Here is a 17186-nt window from a genome sequence, read left to right as displayed (position 1 = left end):
CATTCATGTTACGGTACAGTCTCTTAACCGCCGGGCTTATGCTCGGCGCCTCCGCTTTTGCCGCGCCGGCAGGCGATCTTCCCCTGATGCCCTGGCCTGCGAAGGTTGAACGCCCGACGACGCAGGGCGCGCTGGTGCTTAACAATCAACTCTCCGTGAGCGTCAGCGGCGACGATCTGGGGGACGCGGTCAACCGCCTGCGCCAGCGCATTGCGCTGCAAACCGGCTGGACGCTACAGCCACAGGCCGAAAAACCTGACAAGCCGACCATCCGTATCGCCATCGCTAAAAAGGTGAAGCCGCAGCCGCTGCCGGACAGCGATGAGAGCTACAAACTCATAGTGGATGCCAACGGCGTGAACATCTCCGCTAACACCCGCTTTGGCGCATTGCGCGCAATGGAAACCTTGCTCCAGTTGATGCAGAACGGTGCCGAAAACACCTCGATTCCGTGGGTCACCATCGAAGATTCGCCGCGCTTCCCGTGGCGTGGGCTGCTGCTCGATTCGGCGCGCCATTTCATCCCGTTACCCGATATCAAGCGTCAGATCGACGGCATGGCTGCGGCCAAGCTCAACGTCCTGCACTGGCATCTGACTGACGATCAGGGCTGGCGCTTTACCTCGAAGCGTTATCCAAAATTAACCCAGCTTGCCAGCGACGGGCTGTTCTACACCCCTGAGCAGATGCGCGAGATTGTGCGTTACGCTGCCGAACGCGGCATACGCGTGGTGCCGGAAATCGATATGCCGGGCCACGCCTCAGCGATTGCCGTCGCCTATCCAGAACTGATGAGCGCGCCGGGGCCGTACGCTATGGAGCGCCACTGGGGCGTGCTGAAGCCGGTGCTGGATCCCACCAAAGAGGCGACCTACACCTTTGCCGACGCGATGGTCAGCGAACTGGCGGCGATCTTCCCCGATCCGTATCTGCATATCGGCGGCGATGAGGTGGACGACAGCCAGTGGAAGGCAAACGCGGCGATCCAGAGATTTATGCGCGACAACAAACTGGCGGACAGCCACGCGCTGCAGGCGTATTTCAACCGCAAGTTGGAGACGATCCTTGAGAAGCACCACCGGCAGATGGTCGGCTGGGATGAGATCTACCATCCCGATCTGCCGAAAAGCATTCTGATCCAGTCCTGGCAGGGACAGGACGCGCTGGGGCAGGTGGCGCAGAACGGCTATAAGGGCATTCTCTCAACCGGCTTCTACCTCGACCAGCCCCAGTCCACCGCCTATCACTACCGCAACGAAATCGTGCCGCAGGGGCTGAATGGCGTGGACGTGATAGCGGACACCGACAGCGTCCAGAGCTGGGCTTTCTCCATGCCGCGCCTGAAGGGCAAGCCGGTGGAAGGCAGCTTTACGCTGGTGAAAGGCGACGCCGGCTGGCGCGGTTTTATTGATTTTGCCGGGAAATCGCGTCGGGCGGTGAATAACATTCAGTGGCGCGACGACAACCAGGTGACCTTTACCGTCGACACCTGGATGGGTGAAACGCGCCCGGTGGTCAACGTTGATAACGACAAACTCACCGGTTATTTCCTGGTGGGAAACACCCGCTACCCGATTAGCGGCGCGCGTCTGGACGACGTGCCGAAAGGTACCCCTCCTGTCGTGCCGGACGTGGCGAATCAGGCCAACCTGCTCGGCGGCGAAGCCGCGCTGTGGGCGGAAAACGTGGTCGCGCCGGTGCTGGACATCCGCCTGTGGCCGCGCGCCTTTGCGGTGGCGGAGCGGCTGTGGTCCGCGCAGGACGTCAACGACGTCGATAATATGTATACCCGCCTGCAGGCGATGGACAGCTGGTCGACGGTGTCCGTCGGGCTGCAGCAGCATACCCAGCAGCAGGTGCAGTTCACGCGCCTCGCTAACAGTGCCGACACCCTGCCGCTGCAAATCCTCGCTCAGGCGCTCGAGCCGGCCCAGTATTACACCCGCCAGCACCTGAAGTTCCAGGCCGGAAACTACCATCAGTTTGAGCCGCTTAACAGACTTGCAGATGCGCTGAACGCCGAAAGCGCTACCGTGCGCCAGATGCACAAGTGGGCGGACCGCCTGGTGAGCGACGCGGAAGACACGGAGAGCGCCGAGGCGCTGCGCCACGTCTTTAACCGCTGGCAGAACAACACCAGCGACGTGCTGGCCTTGAGCGAAAACAGCTATCAGCTGAAGGCCATTAAGCCGGTCATTCTGGAGGTGGATAAGCTGGCCTCGATTGGCCTGAGGCTGACGGATCTGGTGGCGCGTCAGGGGACGCTGGACGACAAAGAGATCGCGTCGATCCAGAGCGAGCTGGACAGCGCGGCGAAGGTGCAGGATGAGGTGGTGATTGCGGCGGTCTATCCGCTGGAGACGCTGCTACGCGCCACGCGAAATCAGTAACACACATGCCCGGTGGCGCTGCGCTTACCGGGCCTACGTGGCGTAGGCCCGGCAAACGAAGTGCCGCCGGGCATAAAGGCCACTCAGTTCTTCAGAACCCACGCCTCTTTCCAGTGTGCGCCAACGCCTGGCTCATACTGGTTTGCGGTTGGGCTGTACTGCACGCAGAAACCGCTGTACGGGAAAGGCTTACATTCGTAGGTCTTACCGTCTTTAGGCTGAAGCACCACGGTACCTGCCTTGTACGACGCGATATTGTCCGGGAAGGTAAAGTCGTGGTGGCCGGTGCTATCCGCAGCGGCATCGCCTTCCAGCATCAGGTTCAGGACGTCCTGCGCGAACAGGGTGCCGTCTTTATTGGTCGCGTAGTATTTCAGCATGTGGTGACCGGCGGTCACGTCGGTCAGGGTCATGGTGACGTCCTGATTGCTGTTGTTCATGTCCTGCTTCAGGTAGCCTTTTTCCGCACCGTGGTGGTTCATCACGTGTGCTTCAAAATTCACGTCACCCTGCGTATTCACGTGGAAGGTCACGGTCGCGTTGCCATGTTCGATTTTGCTGTATTGCAGATCGGTAACGGCGATGGTTTCGCTCACCTGCGCTTTCTGCTCTTCATAAGAGATAGCAACGGACTGTAAGGTGCTGCCGTCTTTCACGAAGACGCTGTTGGCGCCGTGAACCGGGCTGATGTCACCGGCTTCATCCTTCACGCCGACGCGCACGTCGTGCTGCGCGGTGTTGATCTTCTGCGCCAGATCGTAGGACCACTGGTTAGCGTCGCCTTGTTCAGCAGAGCCGATGGTCATCTCGGTGCGCATGGCGGTCACTTCGCCGTGGGCGTCGAAGAAGCGTGCGATAACTTTATCGCCCACGTTCAGGTTATTACCGGCAATCTGGCCGCTCAGGGTTTTGCTCCACTCGGACACAACCGCAGGCGTTTCGTCCGGAGTAACGTTGCCGCCATTCCCGAAATCAACGTCGATAGCCTGATAGAAGCTGTTTGTGGTATCTGCAATTTCCCATACGCCGTAAATTACCTGATAGCCTGTGCGTTCAGGAACATTACAGGTCATGGATTTAGTTACGGCTGGCGCCTGGCTATTTCCGTTAATTGTACAGAACGGGGTTAATTCAAACTGATCGCGAGTTAGCGGCTTATTTGGATCCCAGTTTTGTTTGGTAATGTAATAACGCCAGTTGGTGGTTTTGTGCGGCGCAGTATGGTGCCAGACAAATTCATGCGGGCCCGCGGTCATCGGGTTTTTAGTCCACGCATTCAGGCTCTGCTTATCCAGCTGAGAATATTGAGAGATACCCGCGCTGGCGAGGTGTCCGTCTGCTGGCTCTGCCCCGGTCGGGAAGCCGGAGGTTTTCTCTACGCTCTGCGGTTCATACTGTACGGAGCCGCAATCAATATTTTGACCCAGCTTACACATATAGGCGCGGCTGGCAGGAGATTCAATATATCCGTGAGCAAATGCCGAAGATGCAACGGTCACTGTTGCGAGGGCAAGTGCAATTTTTGAAAGTTTCATTACTCATCCATTATTAGAGAATATTACTAGGCGAGGGAGAGTCTAATAATGGATCTGGCTCTGTGTCATTTTACCCGGAGAGTAAAAATAACCGAAATAAAAAAGGCAGCCCGAGCTGCCTTCTGTTTATTGAAATGTATTAACGACGTACGGCGATCGCTTCAATTTCAATTTTCACGTCTTTTGGCAGACGCGCCACTTCCACGCAGGAGCGCGCCGGGAAGGTGGCGTTGTGCTCGGTGAAGAACGCTTCATACGTAGCGTTAACGGTGGCGAAGTCGTTCAGATCTTTCACGAACACCGTCGTTTTGACGATATCACCCACTTTCAGGCCCGCAGATTCAACGATAGCCTGCACGTTTTCCAGCGACTGACGCGCCTGCGCCGCCACGTCGGCCGGTACTTCACCGGTTTTCGGGTTTACCGGGATCTGGCCAGAGGTGATGATCATGCTGCCCAGATCAACGCCCTGAACGTATGGGCCGATAGCCGCTGGTGCATTTTCCGTCGCGAGTACTTTGCTCATTTTTTCTCCAGAATTACAGCGTTAAGAATGTTCCCGGCCATTATAACAGCCGGGATTTCATTACCAACCTCAATTAGTTGGCCAGCACCACATAATGGGAAAACTCTTTTTCGCAGTATTTGCATTTGAGCGCGATGTCATTGGCGCGCTTTTTCACTGCAAAGCTGGACGAAACCGGCTCGGCGTGGCTGATGCAGTTGCTGTTCGGGCAGACCAGCACGCTTTCGATGCGCTCCGGCAGGCTCGGGCGGGATTTGCCCACCACGTCGTAATCGTCGATGCGGTTAACCGTGGCGTCCGGCGCGTACAGCGACAGCTGGTTGACCTGCTCGTCGGTCAGGAAGGTGTTCTCGATCTTGATCAGATCTTTACGGCCCATTTCGCCGGACGGCAGGTTCAGGCCGATGGTAATGCGCTGGTCGGTTTCGGTCAGTTTGAACAGCGTCAGCAGCTTAAAGCCCACCTGCGCAGGGATGTGGTCAATCACGGTGCCACGCTTGATGGCTTCAACCTGGAGTTTGTTATCGTGTGTCATGGTCGTCTCCCCTTACAGAGCTAATTCGCGATTCAGAACCAGTGCCAGTAACGCCTGGCGGGCGAAGATGCCGTTCCCGGCCTGCTGGAAGTACCAGGCGTGCGGCGTTTTATCCACGTCGGTGGCAATCTCATCGATGCGCGGCAGCGGGTGCAGCACCTTCATGTTGTCGCGCGCGCCGTCGAGATCGCTGGCGCGCAGCACGAACTGCGCCTTCACGTTGGCGTATTCGGACGGATCCAGACGCTCTTTCTGCACGCGGGTCATATAGAGAATATCCACGTTGCCCACCACCTCTTCGATGCTGGCGTGCAGGCTCCACGTAATGCCTTTCTCGTCCAGCATGTCGAGGATGTACTGCGGCATCGCCAGCGCGTCCGGGGCGATGAAGAAGAAGCGGTTGCCGCTAAATTTCGCCAGCGCCTGGGTCAGGGAGTGGACGGTGCGGCCGTACTTCAGGTCGCCGACCATGGCGATGTTCAGGTTTTCAAGCGTGCCCTGGGTCTCCTGAATGGTGAACAGGTCCAGCAGGGTTTGCGTCGGATGCTGGTTGGCGCCGTCACCGGCGTTCAGCACCGGAATACCGCCAGAAAACTCGGTTGCCAGACGCGCCGCGCCCTCCTGCGGGTGGCGCATCACAATCGCGTCAACGTAGGTGCTGATCACTGAAATGGTATCCGCCAGGGTTTCGCCTTTTTTGCCCAGCGACGTGTTGCTGCTGTCCGAGAAGCCCACCACGCTCGCGCCCAGGCGGTGCATGGAGGTTTCAAAGGAGAGGCGGGTGCGCGTCGAGGCTTCAAAGAAACAGCTCGCGATCACCTTGTGCTTCAGCAGCTCTGGCTGCGGATTGGCCTTCAGTTTTGCCGCGGTTTCCAGAACCAGTTCCAGCTCTTCGCGGCTGAGGTCGTTTATGGAAATGATGTGTTTTTGATAAAGCGGATTCATGTTTATCTCCTGACGCCGGGCAAAAAAAAGCCCCTCAAATGAGGGGCTCTGGGAATAGGTTTAGCAACGGGAAGAAAAACGGCAGGCCAGCGTCTGATTTCAGACGCGGTAAGACGTTATGTCGTACACGCTTGACCATGCTTCCTCCCGGCAAATTGTCGGGCATTATACGCAGCTCGTTTTTGGGATCAAGCGATTTAATGCACGCTTTACTCAATGCAAACGGTTCTTTATGAATATTAATGCATTCTGAGTAAATAATTAATTTGCTTGTGCACCAGCGCGGTACGCTTCACCACCCGGGGCGCGACCCAGACAATACTGCTTCCCGCCACCACGCCTAAAATTTCCGGTAACTGGTGATAATCCAGAATACGCGCCACCGCGCGGCCATATCCGGCAACGGTATGAATAAGGATAAATTCGCTATTGTGCTCCACGCTCACCACCATTTCGGAGACGGTACGCGCGGCGTCGGGGGCAGGGCGCAGCTGGGGATTCAGCGAATAAATCTTTAGCCCTTTGGCATTGCGAATTTTTATGACGCCAAGCAGCTTGAGCAGACGTGAAACGGTGGACTGGCTGATGGTCTCAAAACCCCGCTCCTGCAAGTCGCGGCGGATCTCTTCCTGAGAGAGATAGCTCTTTTCCGCGATCAGACGCTGGCAGACCGTTAGCAGTAGTTGCTCTTTGGGAGAGTACTCTTCGTAATCCATCATAGTTCCCATATCAGTTCCCGAAATAACCGGTGGCACCGCACCGATCCGTAGGCCGGATAAGCGCAGCGCCATCCGGCAAATCACAACAACGCGCCCAGGCTTAACGCCACCATAATCACCACCGTCAAAATCCCCAGCAGCGGCGCGACCCATTTCAGATAACGCACGTAGGGCACGCGGGCGATAGCCAGCCCGCCCATCACGACGGCAGAGGTGGGGGTGATAAGGTTAACGATGCCGGACGCCGACTGGTAAGCCGTAACCACCAGGTCGCGGTTGACGTTAGCGAAATCGGCAAGGGGCGCCATGATCGGCATCGTCAGAACGGCCAGGCCGGACGAAGAAGGCACAAGAAACGACAGCACCACCTCCAGCCAGTACATCACGTTAATGAACGCCACCGTCGACAATCCGGTGACCAGCCCTTCCGCGCTGTGCAAAATGGTGTGGGTAATCATGCCCTTATCCATAATCACTACGATACCGCGCGCGATGCCGATAATCAGCGCGACGCCCAGCAAATCTCGCGCGCCGTTGATAAACGTCGACGTCAGCTCCTCTTCGCTCATGCGGGCGATAAGCCCAACGATAATGGCGCTGGCGAGGAACACCGCCGAGATCTCCGCCATCCACCAGCCCAGCACCGCCACGCCGTAGATCATCACCGCGAAAGCGAGGGCGAAAATCACCAGGATGAGTTTGCGCACCGGGGTAAATTCCAGCGACTGCTCGCCCTTGTTGCCGAGGAAGTGGGCGAGGTTCTCCTCCTGTTTATCCGCCACGATCGACAGCGACGGATCTTTGCGCACCTTACGGGCATAGCGCATCACCCACGCCACGCAGATGATCCAGCCGATGACCAGCAGCGCGATGCGCAGCATGATCCCATTGGTGAAGGGGATCCCGGCGGCGTTGGCAGCGATCACCGTCGCGAACGGGTTAATAGTAGAGCCGAGCGTGCCGATCCCCGCCCCGAGCAGTACGGTGGACGCGGCAACCACCGGATCGAACCGCGCCGCCAGCATCACCGGCACCAGTAAGGTATAGAAGGGCAGCGACTCTTCGGCCATGCCGTAAATCGTGCCGCCTGCGGCAAACAGCGCCATCAGGATCGGGATCATCCACTCTTCGCGCCCGCGGAGCTTAGTGGTGACGCGCTCGATCCCGGCGTCAATCGCTCCGGTTTTGGTGACGATCCCGAGAAATCCCCCGATGATCAGGATAAACAGCGCGACGTCGATCGCCCCGGCCTGGCCGGATTCCGGATCGTACAGCCCGGCAATCGGCGCCATCAGCACCGACACCAGCCCCTGCGGGTGCGATGCCACGTGCGCATAGGTGCCGGCAACCGGCACCTCTTTGCCGAGCGCCTCGTTCATCGCCATATGGTACTGCCCGGCCGGAACAATCCACGTCAGCACGGCAACCACGGCAATCAGAAAAAAGAGAATGGTGTAAGCGGAGGGAAACTTGAACTTGCCCATGATGTTCTCCTGAAACCCGGCGCACCCCGCGGCGCGCCGGGCGGTGATTAGTCGCCGAGTGTCGCCACCATGACCGCCTTAATGGTGTGCATGCGGTTTTCTGCTTCGTCAAAGACGATAGAGTTCGGTGATTCAAAGACCTCTTCCGTCACCTCCAGCCCCTTCAGGCCGTACGCCATCTCGATCTCGCGGCCCACTTTAGTGTGCTCGTTGTGGAACGCGGGCAGGCAGTGCATGAACTTGACGTTCGGGTTGCCGGTGGCCTTCATCACGTCCGCGTTGATTTGATACGGCTTCATCAGGCTGACGCGCTCGGCCCAGGCCTCCTTCGGCTCGCCCATGGAGACCCACACGTCGGTGTAGAGGAAATCGGTGCCCTGCACGCCTTCTTCCACATCGTCGGTGAGGGTGATGCGCGCGCCCGTTTCTTTGGCGATGGCGCGGCACTGCTCAACCAGCCCGGCTTCGGGCCAGAAGGATTTCGGTGCCACAAGGCGGATATCCATCCCCATCTTGGCCGCGCCGACCATCAGGGAGTTGCCCATGTTGTTACGCGCATCGCCCAGGTAGGCAAAGCTCAGCTCCGGCAGCGTTTTGCCCGGGGAGTGCTCCAGCATGGTCATCAGATCCGCCAGAATTTGCGTCGGGTGGAACTCGTCGGTCAGGCCGTTCCATACCGGCACGCCCGCGTATTCTCCGAGCTCCTCGACGATGGCCTGGCCGTAGCCGCGGTACTCGATGCCGTCATACATGCGGCCCAGCACGCGGGCGGTGTCTTTCATCGACTCTTTATGGCCGATCTGCGACCCGCTTGGGCCGAGGTAGGTGACCTGCGCGCCCTGGTCAAACGCGCCCACTTCGAAGGCGCAGCGGGTGCGGGTGGAGGTTTTTTCAAAGATCAGGGCGATGTTTTTCCCGACCAGCGTCTGCTTTTCGCGCCCGGCTTTTTTGGCCGCCTTCAGCTCGATGGCGAGGTCGATCAGGTACTGAATTTCCGCCGGGGTGTAGTCCAGCAGTTTGAGGAAGTTGCGGTTTTTCAGGTTGATGGTCATGGCTAAATCCTTTTTAAAATGAGTGATCAGTTACGAATCAGCGTGCCTTTCTCGCCCGCCAGGATCTCCGCGCCGTCGGCCAGCGCGCCGATCCCGGCAATGCCGTTGCAGGCCTCAACAAACTCGCGGCAGGCGGCGACCTTCGGCCCCATCGATCCGGCGTCGAACGGCATGTCTTTAAGCAGTTCCGGCGTCACCTGCGCCAGCGGGCGCTGGGTCGGCTTGCCCCAGTCGAGGTACACCGCGTCGGCATCGGTGAGGATCAGCAGGGCGTCGGCCTCGATCTGACGCGCCAGCAGGGCGGCGGAGAGGTCTTTGTCGATCACCGCCTCAACGCCGCGATAGCCGTTGGCGTTTTCCACTACCGGCACGCCGCCGCCGCCGTTGCAGATGACCAAGTGGTCGCGCTGGATCAGCGCCGTGATGGCGTCGCTCTCCACGATGCGCTTCGGCTGCGGAGAGGGCACCACGCGGCGGAAATAGGCGCCGTCTGCCCTGAACGTCCAGCCTTTTTCTGCGGCCAGCGCTTTCGCCTGCGCTTCGCTGTACACCGGACCGATGTACTTGGTCGGGTTGCTGAACGCCGGGTCGGCGGCGTCCACTTCCACCTGGGTGAGCAGGACGCTCACCTCACGCTGGGGCAGATTGTTTTTCAGCGCCTGCTGGAGCATGTAGCCGATCATCCCCTGACTTTCCGCGCCGAGAACGTCCAGCGGGTAGGGCGTCACTTTGTCGTAAGCGCTGTTTTGCAGCGCCAGCAGCCCGACCTGCGGCCCGTTGCCGTGCACCAGCACCACGCGCCACTGCGCCGTCAGCCCGGCGATGGTGCGGGCGGCCTGCTCGATGTTCTGGCGCTGGATATCCGCTTCCAGCGGCTCGCCGCGCTTAAGCAGCGCGTTGCCGCCCAGAGCCACAACCAGAGTGGGTTTTCGTTCCATGATGGCTCCTTAAATTCCGTCGCGTTCCAGTGGGCAGCTCATGCAGCGCGCGCCGCCGCGACCGCGTCCCAGCTCGTCGCCGGGGATCGGCAGCACGGTAATGCCCGCTTTGTCGTACTTCTCGTTGGTCCAGACGTTACGCTCGTAGCCGATCACTACGCCCGGGCGGATGGTCAAAACGTTGTTGGCGTCGTTCCACTGCTCGCGTTCGGCTTCAAAGGCGTCGCCGCCGGTGGTGATCAGGCGGACCTGGTTAATGCCGAGGGCTTTCTCGATGGCGTGCAGCAGGTCGGTTTCCTGCGTGCGCAGCAGGCCGCCGCGTCCGTCCGGCGTGAGCGTCCAGCACTGGGCGTCTTTACGCACCACTTCCGGATAGACGGAGAAGGTGTCCACGTCGATGTGGGTCATCACCGTGTCGAGGTGCATGCAGGAGCGGTGTTTAGGCAGCTCAACGGCGATCACGCGCTCGGCCTGACGGTGTTTGAACAGGCTGTTAGCGAGGAACTCCACGCCCTGCGGCGTCGTGCGTTCGGACATGCCGATCAATACCGCGCCGCGGCCAATCACCAGTACGTCGCCGCCTTCTAAGGTGGCGTGGTCGTAATTAATATTCTCGTCGCCGAAATACTTAATAAAATCGCCGTCGGCAAATGCCGGGTGCCAGCGATATATCGCGCGCAGATTATTGGTTTCACGCTGGCGGGCGGGTTTCGCCATCGGGTTAATGGACACGCCGTTATAAATCCAGCAGGAGGTATCGCGGGTAAATAAATGGTTCGGCAGCGGCTTCATAATAAAATCATTCGCCGTGTGGGTATCCACTACCATATTTTTAATGGCTGCCGGAATTTCGCCGTAGGTTAATCCCCCGCTTAATCGCCGCGCCAGTTCGCGGTGCGGCATATCCGCCAGCCAGCCGCGCACGTCGCCGGCAAAGGTTGGCCCGAGGCGATAGTCGGAAATTTGTGTTTCAAGAAGCCAGGCTTTCGCTTCTGCGATATCAAGGGTTTGCGTGAGCAGGTCGGTCAACAGCAGGACTTCCACACCCTGCTCGCGCAGCGTGTTTGCGAAGATGTCATGCTCCTCACCCGCCCGTTCAACCGACAGTACATCATCAAATAACAGCTCCTGACAGTTTGAGGGGGTTAACCGCTTCAGACTTAAATTAGGGCGGTGCAGCATAACGCTACGCAATTGACCAATTTCAGAACCGACATAATGCTTTTCCATAATTATTCCTTTAACTGTTTTTCAGAATAAAAAGGGCATGCGCCATGTGGTGTGTTTAATTACATGGCGGCTAAGCTCAATTGATTTCGTGATTTATAGTAGGCAGTTAAATAATCCGTAATGTGATATTGCTCACGCGAAAATGGATATTAATGAGTTTGTTTTCATTTGCATGATTCGCATCAGATAATGAATAATTTCATATTATTGGGAGTTGAATAGCTAAGCAGGATCCGGTGGCATTATTTGAGGTTGTTATTATTTTGTGGAATTACACATTTTGTAATTATTAGTTATCTGTTTGATTTTAAACGATTAAATAAAGTGGAAAGAATGGCTATGCAATAATGACAATTAACTATTTTTGACTTAAGGAAAATCCATAAATAATTATGGGCTTATAACGGAAATTATCAAAGTCGTAAAATGTGATACGGCAGCGGGTTTTGTTATTAAGCTCTTTATTTCAGTGGGTTATGTGAGAACCTTAGCGCGCGCGAAATGAGGTTATGCATAACCGCTGCATAATTGCCTGGGCAGTATTAACAGCGGGTTAACACCTTTTCCGATAAACATGCGCTCGCGCAAGCCTCGTCGAAAAAGGGCTGGTATGGCAGGCTTAACTCTCGTATAAAAGACAAAAATGAAACGTTGTTTTACATCGAGAGGTTTCCCATGATTATCGGCAACATCCACCATCTGCAGTCCTGGCTGCCTGACGCGCTGCGCCAGGCCATTGAGCACGTTAAAGCCCACGTCACCGACGCCACGCCGCTCGGCAAGCATGACATCAACGGCAACAGCCTGTTTTATCTTGTGTCAGAAGACATGACCCAGCCGTTCGCCGAGCGCCGCGCCGAGTACCACGCGCGCTATCTGGATATCCAGATTGTGCTGAAGGGCCAGGAAGGTATGACGTTCAGCACCCTGCCGCACGGCACGCCGGACACCGACTGGCTGGCGGATAAAGACATCGCGTTCCTGCCGGAAGGCGAGCAGGAGAAAACCGTGGTGCTGAGCGAAGGGGATTTTGTGGTGTTCTGGCCGGGTGAAGTGCATAAGCCGCTGTGCGCGGTGGGGGAGCCTGCTAAGGTCAGAAAAGTGGTTGTTAAAATGCTGGTGGAGTAATTTCCCCTCACCCCAGCCCTCTCCCACAGGGAGAGGGCTGGGGCACCAGACCGCACCCACGCATAATGTGATCCAGCTTAAACTTCCCGCACTCCCTCCTCATCTCCCATTTACCTCCCCTTTTTCTGCGTCATAGTATGATCGTTAAATTAATGAACGCTGTTCTATAATGTAGAACAAAATGATTCAACAAGGAGATCTTATGCCGCAGTCCGCGTTGTTCACGGGAATCATTCCCCCTGTCTCCACCATTTTTACCGCCGACGGCCAGCTTGATGAGCAGGGCACCGCCGCGCTGATCGACGATCTCATCAAAGCAGGCGTTGATGGCCTGTTCTTCCTGGGCAGCGGCGGCGAGTTCTCCCAGCTCAGCGCCGAAGAGCGTAAAACCATTGCCCGCTTTGCTATCGATCATGTCGATCGTCGTGTGCCGGTGCTGATCGGCACCGGCGGCACCAACGCCCGGGAAACCATTGAACTCAGCCAGCACGCGCAGCAGGCGGGCGCGGACGGCATCGTGGTGATCAACCCCTACTACTGGAAGGTGTCGGAAGTGAACCTGATCCGCTATTTCGAGCAGGTGGCCGACAGCGTCACGCTGCCGGTGATGCTCTATAACTTCCCGGCGCTGACCGGGCAGGATCTGACTCCGGCGCTGGTGAAAACCCTGGCCGATTCGCGCAGCAATATTATCGGCATCAAAGACACCATAGACTCCGTCGCCCACCTGCGCAGCATGATCCTCACCGTTAAAGCCGCTCATCCGCACTTCACCGTGCTGTGCGGCTACGACGATCATCTGTTTAATACCCTGCTGCTCGGCGGCGACGGGGCGATTTCGGCGAGCGGCAACTTTGCCCCGCAGGTGTCGGTGGATCTTCTGAAAGCCTGGCGGGATAAAGACGTGGCGAAAGCGGCTGAGTATCATCAGACCCTGCTGCAAATCCCGCAGATGTATCAGCTGGATACGCCGTTTGTGAACGTCATTAAAGAGGCGATCGTGCTTTGTGGTCGTTCTGTCTCCACGCACGTGCTGCCGCCCGCCACGCCGCTGGACGAGCCGCGTAAGGCGCAGCTGAAAACCCTGCTGCAACAGCTCAAGCTCTGCTGAGCCGGACGATAACGATGACCATTGAGAAAATTTTCACCCCACAGGACGATGCGTTTTATGCGGTGATCACCCACGCGGCGGGGCCGCAGGGCGCGCTGCCGCTGACCCCGCAGATGCTGATGGAATCCCCCAGCGGCAACCTGTTCGGCATGACGCAGAACGCCGGGATGGGCTGGGACGCCAACAAGCTGACCGGCAAAGAGGTGCTGATTATCGGTACCCAGGGCGGTATTCGCGCCGGGGACGGACGCCCGGTTGCGCTGGGCTACCACACCGGGCACTGGGAAATCGGCATGCAGATGCAGGCGGCGGCGAAAGAGATCACCCGCAACGGCGGGATCCCGTTTGCGGCCTTCGTCAGCGATCCGTGCGACGGGCGCTCGCAGGGCACGCACGGCATGTTCGACTCTCTGCCGTACCGCAACGACGCGGCGATCGTGTTTCGCCGTCTGATCCGCTCCCTGCCCACGCGCCGGGCGGTGATCGGCGTCGCCACCTGCGATAAAGGGCTACCCGCAACCATGATCGCGCTGGCCTCCATGCACGACCTGCCGACCATTCTGGTGCCGGGCGGGGCGACGCTGCCGCCAACCGTGGGGGAAGACGCAGGCAAGGTGCAGACCATCGGCGCGCGCTTTGCCAACCACGAGCTCTCATTGCAGGAGGCCGCCGAGCTCGGCTGTCGCGCCTGCGCGTCGCCGGGCGGCGGCTGCCAGTTCCTCGGCACGGCGGGCACCTCGCAGGTGGTGGCGGAAGCGCTGGGGCTGGCGCTGCCGCACTCCGCGCTGGCGCCCTCCGGGCAGGCGGTGTGGCTGGAGATCGCCCGCCAGTCGGCGCGGGCGGTGAGCGAGCTGGATAACCGCGGCATCACCACGCGCGATATCCTCACCGATAAAGCCATCGAAAACGCCATGGTGATCCACGCGGCGTTCGGCGGTTCAACGAACTTACTGCTGCACATCCCGGCCATTGCCCACGCGGCGGGCTGCACTATCCCGGACGTAGAGCACTGGACGCGCGTCAACCGTAAGGTGCCGCGCCTGGTCAGCGTGCTGCCCAACGGCCCGGACTATCACCCGACCGTGCGCGCCTTCCTCGCGGGTGGCGTGCCGGAGGTGATGCTCCACCTGCGCGATCTCGGCCTGCTGCACCTGGACGCCATGACCGTCACCGGCCAGACGGTGGGCGAGAACCTCGACTGGTGGCAGACGTCCGAGCGCCGTAAGCGCTTCCGCCAGTGCCTGCGCGAGCAGGACGGCGTGGAGCCGGATGACGTGATCCTGCCGCCGGAGAAAGCAAAAGCGAAAGGGCTGACCTCGACGGTCTGCTTCCCGACGGGCAACATCGCGCCGGAAGGTTCGGTGATCAAGGCCACGGCGATCGACCCGTCGGTGGTGGGTGACGATGGCGTTTACCGCCACACCGGCCGGGTGCGGGTGTTTGTCTCGGAAGCGCAGGCCATCAAGGCCATCAAGCGGGAAGAGATTGCGCAGGGGGATATCATGGTGGTGATCGGCGGCGGGCCGTCCGGCACCGGTATGGAAGAGACCTACCAGCTTACCTCCGCGCTGAAGCATATCTCGTGGGGCAAAACGGTGTCGTTAATCACCGATGCGCGCTTCTCGGGCGTATCGACGGGCGCCTGCTTCGGGCACGTGTCGCCGGAGGCGCTGGCGGGCGGGCCGATTGGCAAGCTGCGCGACAACGACATCATCGAGATTGCCGTCGACCGCCTGACATTAACAGGCAGCGTGAACTTCATCGGCACCGCGGATAACCCGCTGACGCCGGAAGAGGGCGCGCGCGAGCTGGCGCTGCGGCAGACGCACCCGGACCTGCACGCCCACGACTTTTTGCCGGACGATACCCGGCTGTGGGCGGCATTGCAGTCGGTGAGCGGCGGCACCTGGAAAGGCTGTATTTATGACACCGATAAAATTATTGAGGTAATTAACGCCGGTAAAAAAGCGCTCGGCATTTAATTATTTTTCACGCGATTGTCGTCTACGGAAAATATTCCGTGGGCGGCTTTTACGCATCTTTAATTTGTTAATTTAAACAATACGTTGCGATATATCGTTGGCGTCACAAAAGCAAAATAACGTAATTCAGAAATAAGATATGACCATTGCTGGTTAATTGAACAGCTCATTACACTCCATTAACACGATGTTGTAATTCAGCACACTAAATAAGGGTGTAATTCTGATGACGCAATTAACCATGAAAGACAAAATTGGCTACGGGCTGGGTGACACCGCCTGCGGCTTTGTCTGGCAGGCCACGATGTTCCTGCTGGCCTATTTCTACACCGACGTGTTTGGACTCTCCGCGGGCATTATGGGCACGCTGTTTTTAGTCTCCCGCGTGCTCGACGCCGTGACCGACCCGCTGATGGGGCTGCTGGTAGACCGCACCCGCACGCGGCACGGCCAGTTCCGCCCGTTCCTGCTGTGGGGCGCCATCCCGTTTGGCATCGTCTGCATGCTGACCTTCTACACGCCGGACTTCTCCGCGCAGGGCAAAATCATCTATGCCTGCGCGACCTACATTCTCCTGACCCTGGTCTACACCTTCGTTAACGTCCCGTACTGCGCCATGCCGGGGGTGATCACCGCCGACCCGAAAGAGCGCCACGCCCTTCAGTCCTGGCGCTTCTTCCTCGCCGCGGCGGGCTCGCTCGCCATCAGCGGCATTGCGCTGCCGCTGGTCAGCATCATCGGCAAGGGGGACGAGCAGGTGGGCTATTTCGGCGCCATGTGCGTGCTGGGGCTGACCGGCGTGGTGCTGCTCTACGTCTGCTTCTTCACCACCAAAGAGCGCTACACCTTTGAGGTGCAGCCGGGCTCGTCGGTGGCGAAAGATCTCAGGCTGCTGCTGGGCAACGGCCAGTGGCGCATCATGTGCGCATTCAAGATGATGGCGACCTGCTCCAACGTGGTGCGCGGCGGGGCGACGCTCTACTTCGTGAAATACGTGATGGATCACCCGGAGATGGCAACCCAGTTTTTACTCTACGGCAGCCTCGCCACCATGTTCGGCTCGCTCTGCTCCTCCCGACTGCTGGGCCGCTTCGATCGCGTCACCGCCTTCAAGTGGATCATCGTCGCCTACTCGCTGATCAGCCTGCTGATTTTCGTCACCCCGGCGGAGCACATCGCGCTGATTTTCGCCCTCAACATCCTGTTCCTGTTCGTCTTTAACACCACCACGCCGCTGCAGTGGCTGATGGCCTCTGACGTGGTGGATTACGAAGAAAGCCGCAGCGGGCGACGCCTGGACGGGCTGGTGTTCTCCACCTACCTGTTCAGCCTGAAGATTGGCCTGGCGATTGGCGGGGCGGTGGTGGGCTGGATCCTTGCGTATGTGAACTACTCCGCCAGCAGCAGCGTGCAGCCGGTGGAAGTGCTGACCACCATCAAAATTTTGTTCTGCGTGGTGCCGGTGGTGCTCTACGCGGGCATGTTCATCATGCTGTCGTTCTACAAGCTCACCGACGCCCGCGTGGAGGCCATCAGCCAGCAGCTGATCAAACACCGCGCGGCGCAGGGCGAGGCCGTTCCCGACGCCGCGACAGCCGCATCCCATTAATC

The 17186-nt window shown here is 58.7% G+C and carries 15 protein-coding genes and 1 pseudogene; 6 read left to right on the top strand and 10 right to left on the bottom strand.

What is annotated here, in order from left to right:
- Positions 1–5 precede the first annotated feature (5 nt).
- On the top strand, positions 6–2390 hold the full coding sequence (locus ACTJI7_RS15750; protein ID WP_440670717.1) for a beta-N-acetylhexosaminidase: 2385 nt from the start codon (positions 6–8) through the stop codon (positions 2388–2390).
- 83 nt (positions 2391–2473) lie between these two features.
- Here ACTJI7_RS15750 and gbpA read toward each other — a convergent pair whose 3' ends face one another.
- The 5 genes from gbpA to ACTJI7_RS15725 form a co-directional block, all read right to left on the bottom strand.
- Positions 2474–3925, bottom strand: coding sequence for an N-acetylglucosamine-binding protein GbpA (gbpA, locus tag ACTJI7_RS15745; protein ID WP_028015315.1), 1452 nt, complete (start codon positions 3923–3925; stop codon positions 2474–2476).
- A gap of 139 nt (positions 3926–4064) precedes the next feature.
- Positions 4065–4451, bottom strand: a complete 387-nt coding sequence (ridA, locus tag ACTJI7_RS15740; RefSeq protein ID WP_003863373.1) for a 2-iminobutanoate/2-iminopropanoate deaminase — start codon at positions 4449–4451, stop codon at positions 4065–4067.
- A gap of 73 nt (positions 4452–4524) precedes the next feature.
- Positions 4525–4986, bottom strand: a complete 462-nt coding sequence (gene pyrI, locus ACTJI7_RS15735; protein ID WP_010427352.1) for an aspartate carbamoyltransferase regulatory subunit — start codon at positions 4984–4986, stop codon at positions 4525–4527.
- A gap of 12 nt (positions 4987–4998) precedes the next feature.
- Positions 4999–5931: an aspartate carbamoyltransferase gene (pyrB, locus tag ACTJI7_RS15730; RefSeq protein WP_028015316.1), complete on the bottom strand. Its 933-nt coding sequence runs from the start codon at positions 5929–5931 to the stop codon at positions 4999–5001.
- Between the two features lie 34 nt (positions 5932–5965).
- Entirely contained in the window at positions 5966–6070 is a 105-nt protein-coding gene (locus ACTJI7_RS15725; protein ID WP_022646880.1) for a pyrBI operon leader peptide, read from the bottom strand.
- Here ACTJI7_RS15725 and ACTJI7_RS15720 point away from each other — a divergent pair.
- Positions 6050–6167: pseudogene (locus tag ACTJI7_RS15720) on the top strand (hypothetical protein). The gene ACTJI7_RS15725 and the pseudogene ACTJI7_RS15720 overlap by 21 nt on opposite strands.
- Before the next feature lie 3 nt (positions 6168–6170).
- Here ACTJI7_RS15720 and ACTJI7_RS15715 read toward each other — a convergent pair.
- From ACTJI7_RS15715 to arcA, 5 genes are all read right to left on the bottom strand, one after another.
- The gene (locus tag ACTJI7_RS15715) at positions 6171–6650 is read right to left on the bottom strand and encodes an arginine repressor (protein WP_440670801.1); all 480 of its coding nucleotides are present in this window, start codon (positions 6648–6650) and stop codon (positions 6171–6173) included.
- 80 nt (positions 6651–6730) lie between these two features.
- Entirely contained in the window at positions 6731–8134 is a 1404-nt protein-coding gene (locus ACTJI7_RS15710; protein ID WP_048957643.1) for a YfcC family protein, read from the bottom strand.
- 47 nt (positions 8135–8181) lie between these two features.
- The gene (gene argF, locus ACTJI7_RS15705; protein WP_003863360.1) at positions 8182–9186 is read right to left on the bottom strand and encodes an ornithine carbamoyltransferase; all 1005 of its coding nucleotides are present in this window, start codon (positions 9184–9186) and stop codon (positions 8182–8184) included.
- 26 nt (positions 9187–9212) lie between these two features.
- Complete coding sequence (arcC, locus tag ACTJI7_RS15700) at positions 9213–10124, bottom strand: carbamate kinase (RefSeq protein ID WP_047367009.1); 912 nt, start codon at positions 10122–10124, stop codon at positions 9213–9215.
- A gap of 9 nt (positions 10125–10133) precedes the next feature.
- Complete coding sequence (gene arcA, locus ACTJI7_RS15695) at positions 10134–11354, bottom strand: arginine deiminase (protein WP_008501384.1); 1221 nt, start codon at positions 11352–11354, stop codon at positions 10134–10136.
- 675 nt (positions 11355–12029) lie between these two features.
- Between arcA and ACTJI7_RS15690 the strand changes: the two genes are divergently transcribed.
- The 4 genes from ACTJI7_RS15690 to ACTJI7_RS15675 all read left to right on the top strand — a co-directional run bounded on the left by ACTJI7_RS15690 (position 12030) and on the right by ACTJI7_RS15675 (position 17184).
- Complete coding sequence (locus ACTJI7_RS15690; protein WP_028015322.1) at positions 12030–12482, top strand: YhcH/YjgK/YiaL family protein; 453 nt, start codon at positions 12030–12032, stop codon at positions 12480–12482.
- Positions 12483–12684: 202 nt separating this feature from the next.
- Positions 12685–13593 carry a dihydrodipicolinate synthase family protein gene (gene yagE / locus ACTJI7_RS15685; protein WP_248215385.1) on the top strand — a complete coding sequence of 303 codons (909 nt, stop codon included), beginning with the start codon at positions 12685–12687 and terminating at the stop codon, positions 13591–13593.
- Between the two features lie 14 nt (positions 13594–13607).
- The gene (yagF, locus tag ACTJI7_RS15680; RefSeq protein WP_440670721.1) at positions 13608–15575 is read left to right on the top strand and encodes a xylonate dehydratase YagF; all 1968 of its coding nucleotides are present in this window, start codon (positions 13608–13610) and stop codon (positions 15573–15575) included.
- A gap of 226 nt (positions 15576–15801) precedes the next feature.
- The gene (locus ACTJI7_RS15675; RefSeq protein ID WP_227441993.1) at positions 15802–17184 is read left to right on the top strand and encodes an MFS transporter; all 1383 of its coding nucleotides are present in this window, start codon (positions 15802–15804) and stop codon (positions 17182–17184) included.
- Positions 17185–17186: the final 2 nt, after the last annotated feature.

It is taken from the genome of Enterobacter sp. 22499 (assembly GCF_052044815.1).
Lineage (GTDB): Bacteria > Pseudomonadota > Gammaproteobacteria > Enterobacterales > Enterobacteriaceae > Enterobacter > Enterobacter bugandensis.
Note: the sequence above shows the minus strand (reverse complement) of the source record. Positions and strands in the feature narration are given on the sequence as shown.

Excerpts from the sequence above, each read along its gene's own strand:
- pyrB (WP_028015316.1), bottom strand. The coding sequence starts at position 5,931 with ATGAATCCGCTTTATCAAAAACACATCATTTCCATAAACGACCTCAGC.
- arcC (WP_047367009.1), bottom strand. The coding sequence starts at position 10,124 with ATGGAACGAAAACCCACTCTGGTTGTGGCTCTGGGCGGCAACGCGCTG.
- pyrI (WP_010427352.1), bottom strand. The coding sequence starts at position 4,986 with ATGACACACGATAACAAACTCCAGGTTGAAGCCATCAAGCGTGGCACC.
- yagE (WP_248215385.1), top strand. The coding sequence starts at position 12,685 with ATGCCGCAGTCCGCGTTGTTCACGGGAATCATTCCCCCTGTCTCCACC.
- arcA (WP_008501384.1), bottom strand. The coding sequence starts at position 11,354 with ATGGAAAAGCATTATGTCGGTTCTGAAATTGGTCAATTGCGTAGCGTT.
- ACTJI7_RS15750 (WP_440670717.1), top strand. The coding sequence starts at position 6 with ATGTTACGGTACAGTCTCTTAACCGCCGGGCTTATGCTCGGCGCCTCC.
- ACTJI7_RS15725 (WP_022646880.1), bottom strand. The coding sequence starts at position 6,070 with ATGGTCAAGCGTGTACGACATAACGTCTTACCGCGTCTGAAATCAGAC.
- ridA (WP_003863373.1), bottom strand. The coding sequence starts at position 4,451 with ATGAGCAAAGTACTCGCGACGGAAAATGCACCAGCGGCTATCGGCCCA.
- gbpA (WP_028015315.1), bottom strand. The coding sequence starts at position 3,925 with ATGAAACTTTCAAAAATTGCACTTGCCCTCGCAACAGTGACCGTTGCA.
- yagF (WP_440670721.1), top strand. The coding sequence starts at position 13,608 with ATGACCATTGAGAAAATTTTCACCCCACAGGACGATGCGTTTTATGCG.
- ACTJI7_RS15675 (WP_227441993.1), top strand. The coding sequence starts at position 15,802 with ATGACGCAATTAACCATGAAAGACAAAATTGGCTACGGGCTGGGTGAC.
- ACTJI7_RS15715 (WP_440670801.1), bottom strand. The coding sequence starts at position 6,650 with ATGATGGATTACGAAGAGTACTCTCCCAAAGAGCAACTACTGCTAACG.
- ACTJI7_RS15690 (WP_028015322.1), top strand. The coding sequence starts at position 12,030 with ATGATTATCGGCAACATCCACCATCTGCAGTCCTGGCTGCCTGACGCG.
- ACTJI7_RS15710 (WP_048957643.1), bottom strand. The coding sequence starts at position 8,134 with ATGGGCAAGTTCAAGTTTCCCTCCGCTTACACCATTCTCTTTTTTCTG.
- argF (WP_003863360.1), bottom strand. The coding sequence starts at position 9,186 with ATGACCATCAACCTGAAAAACCGCAACTTCCTCAAACTGCTGGACTAC.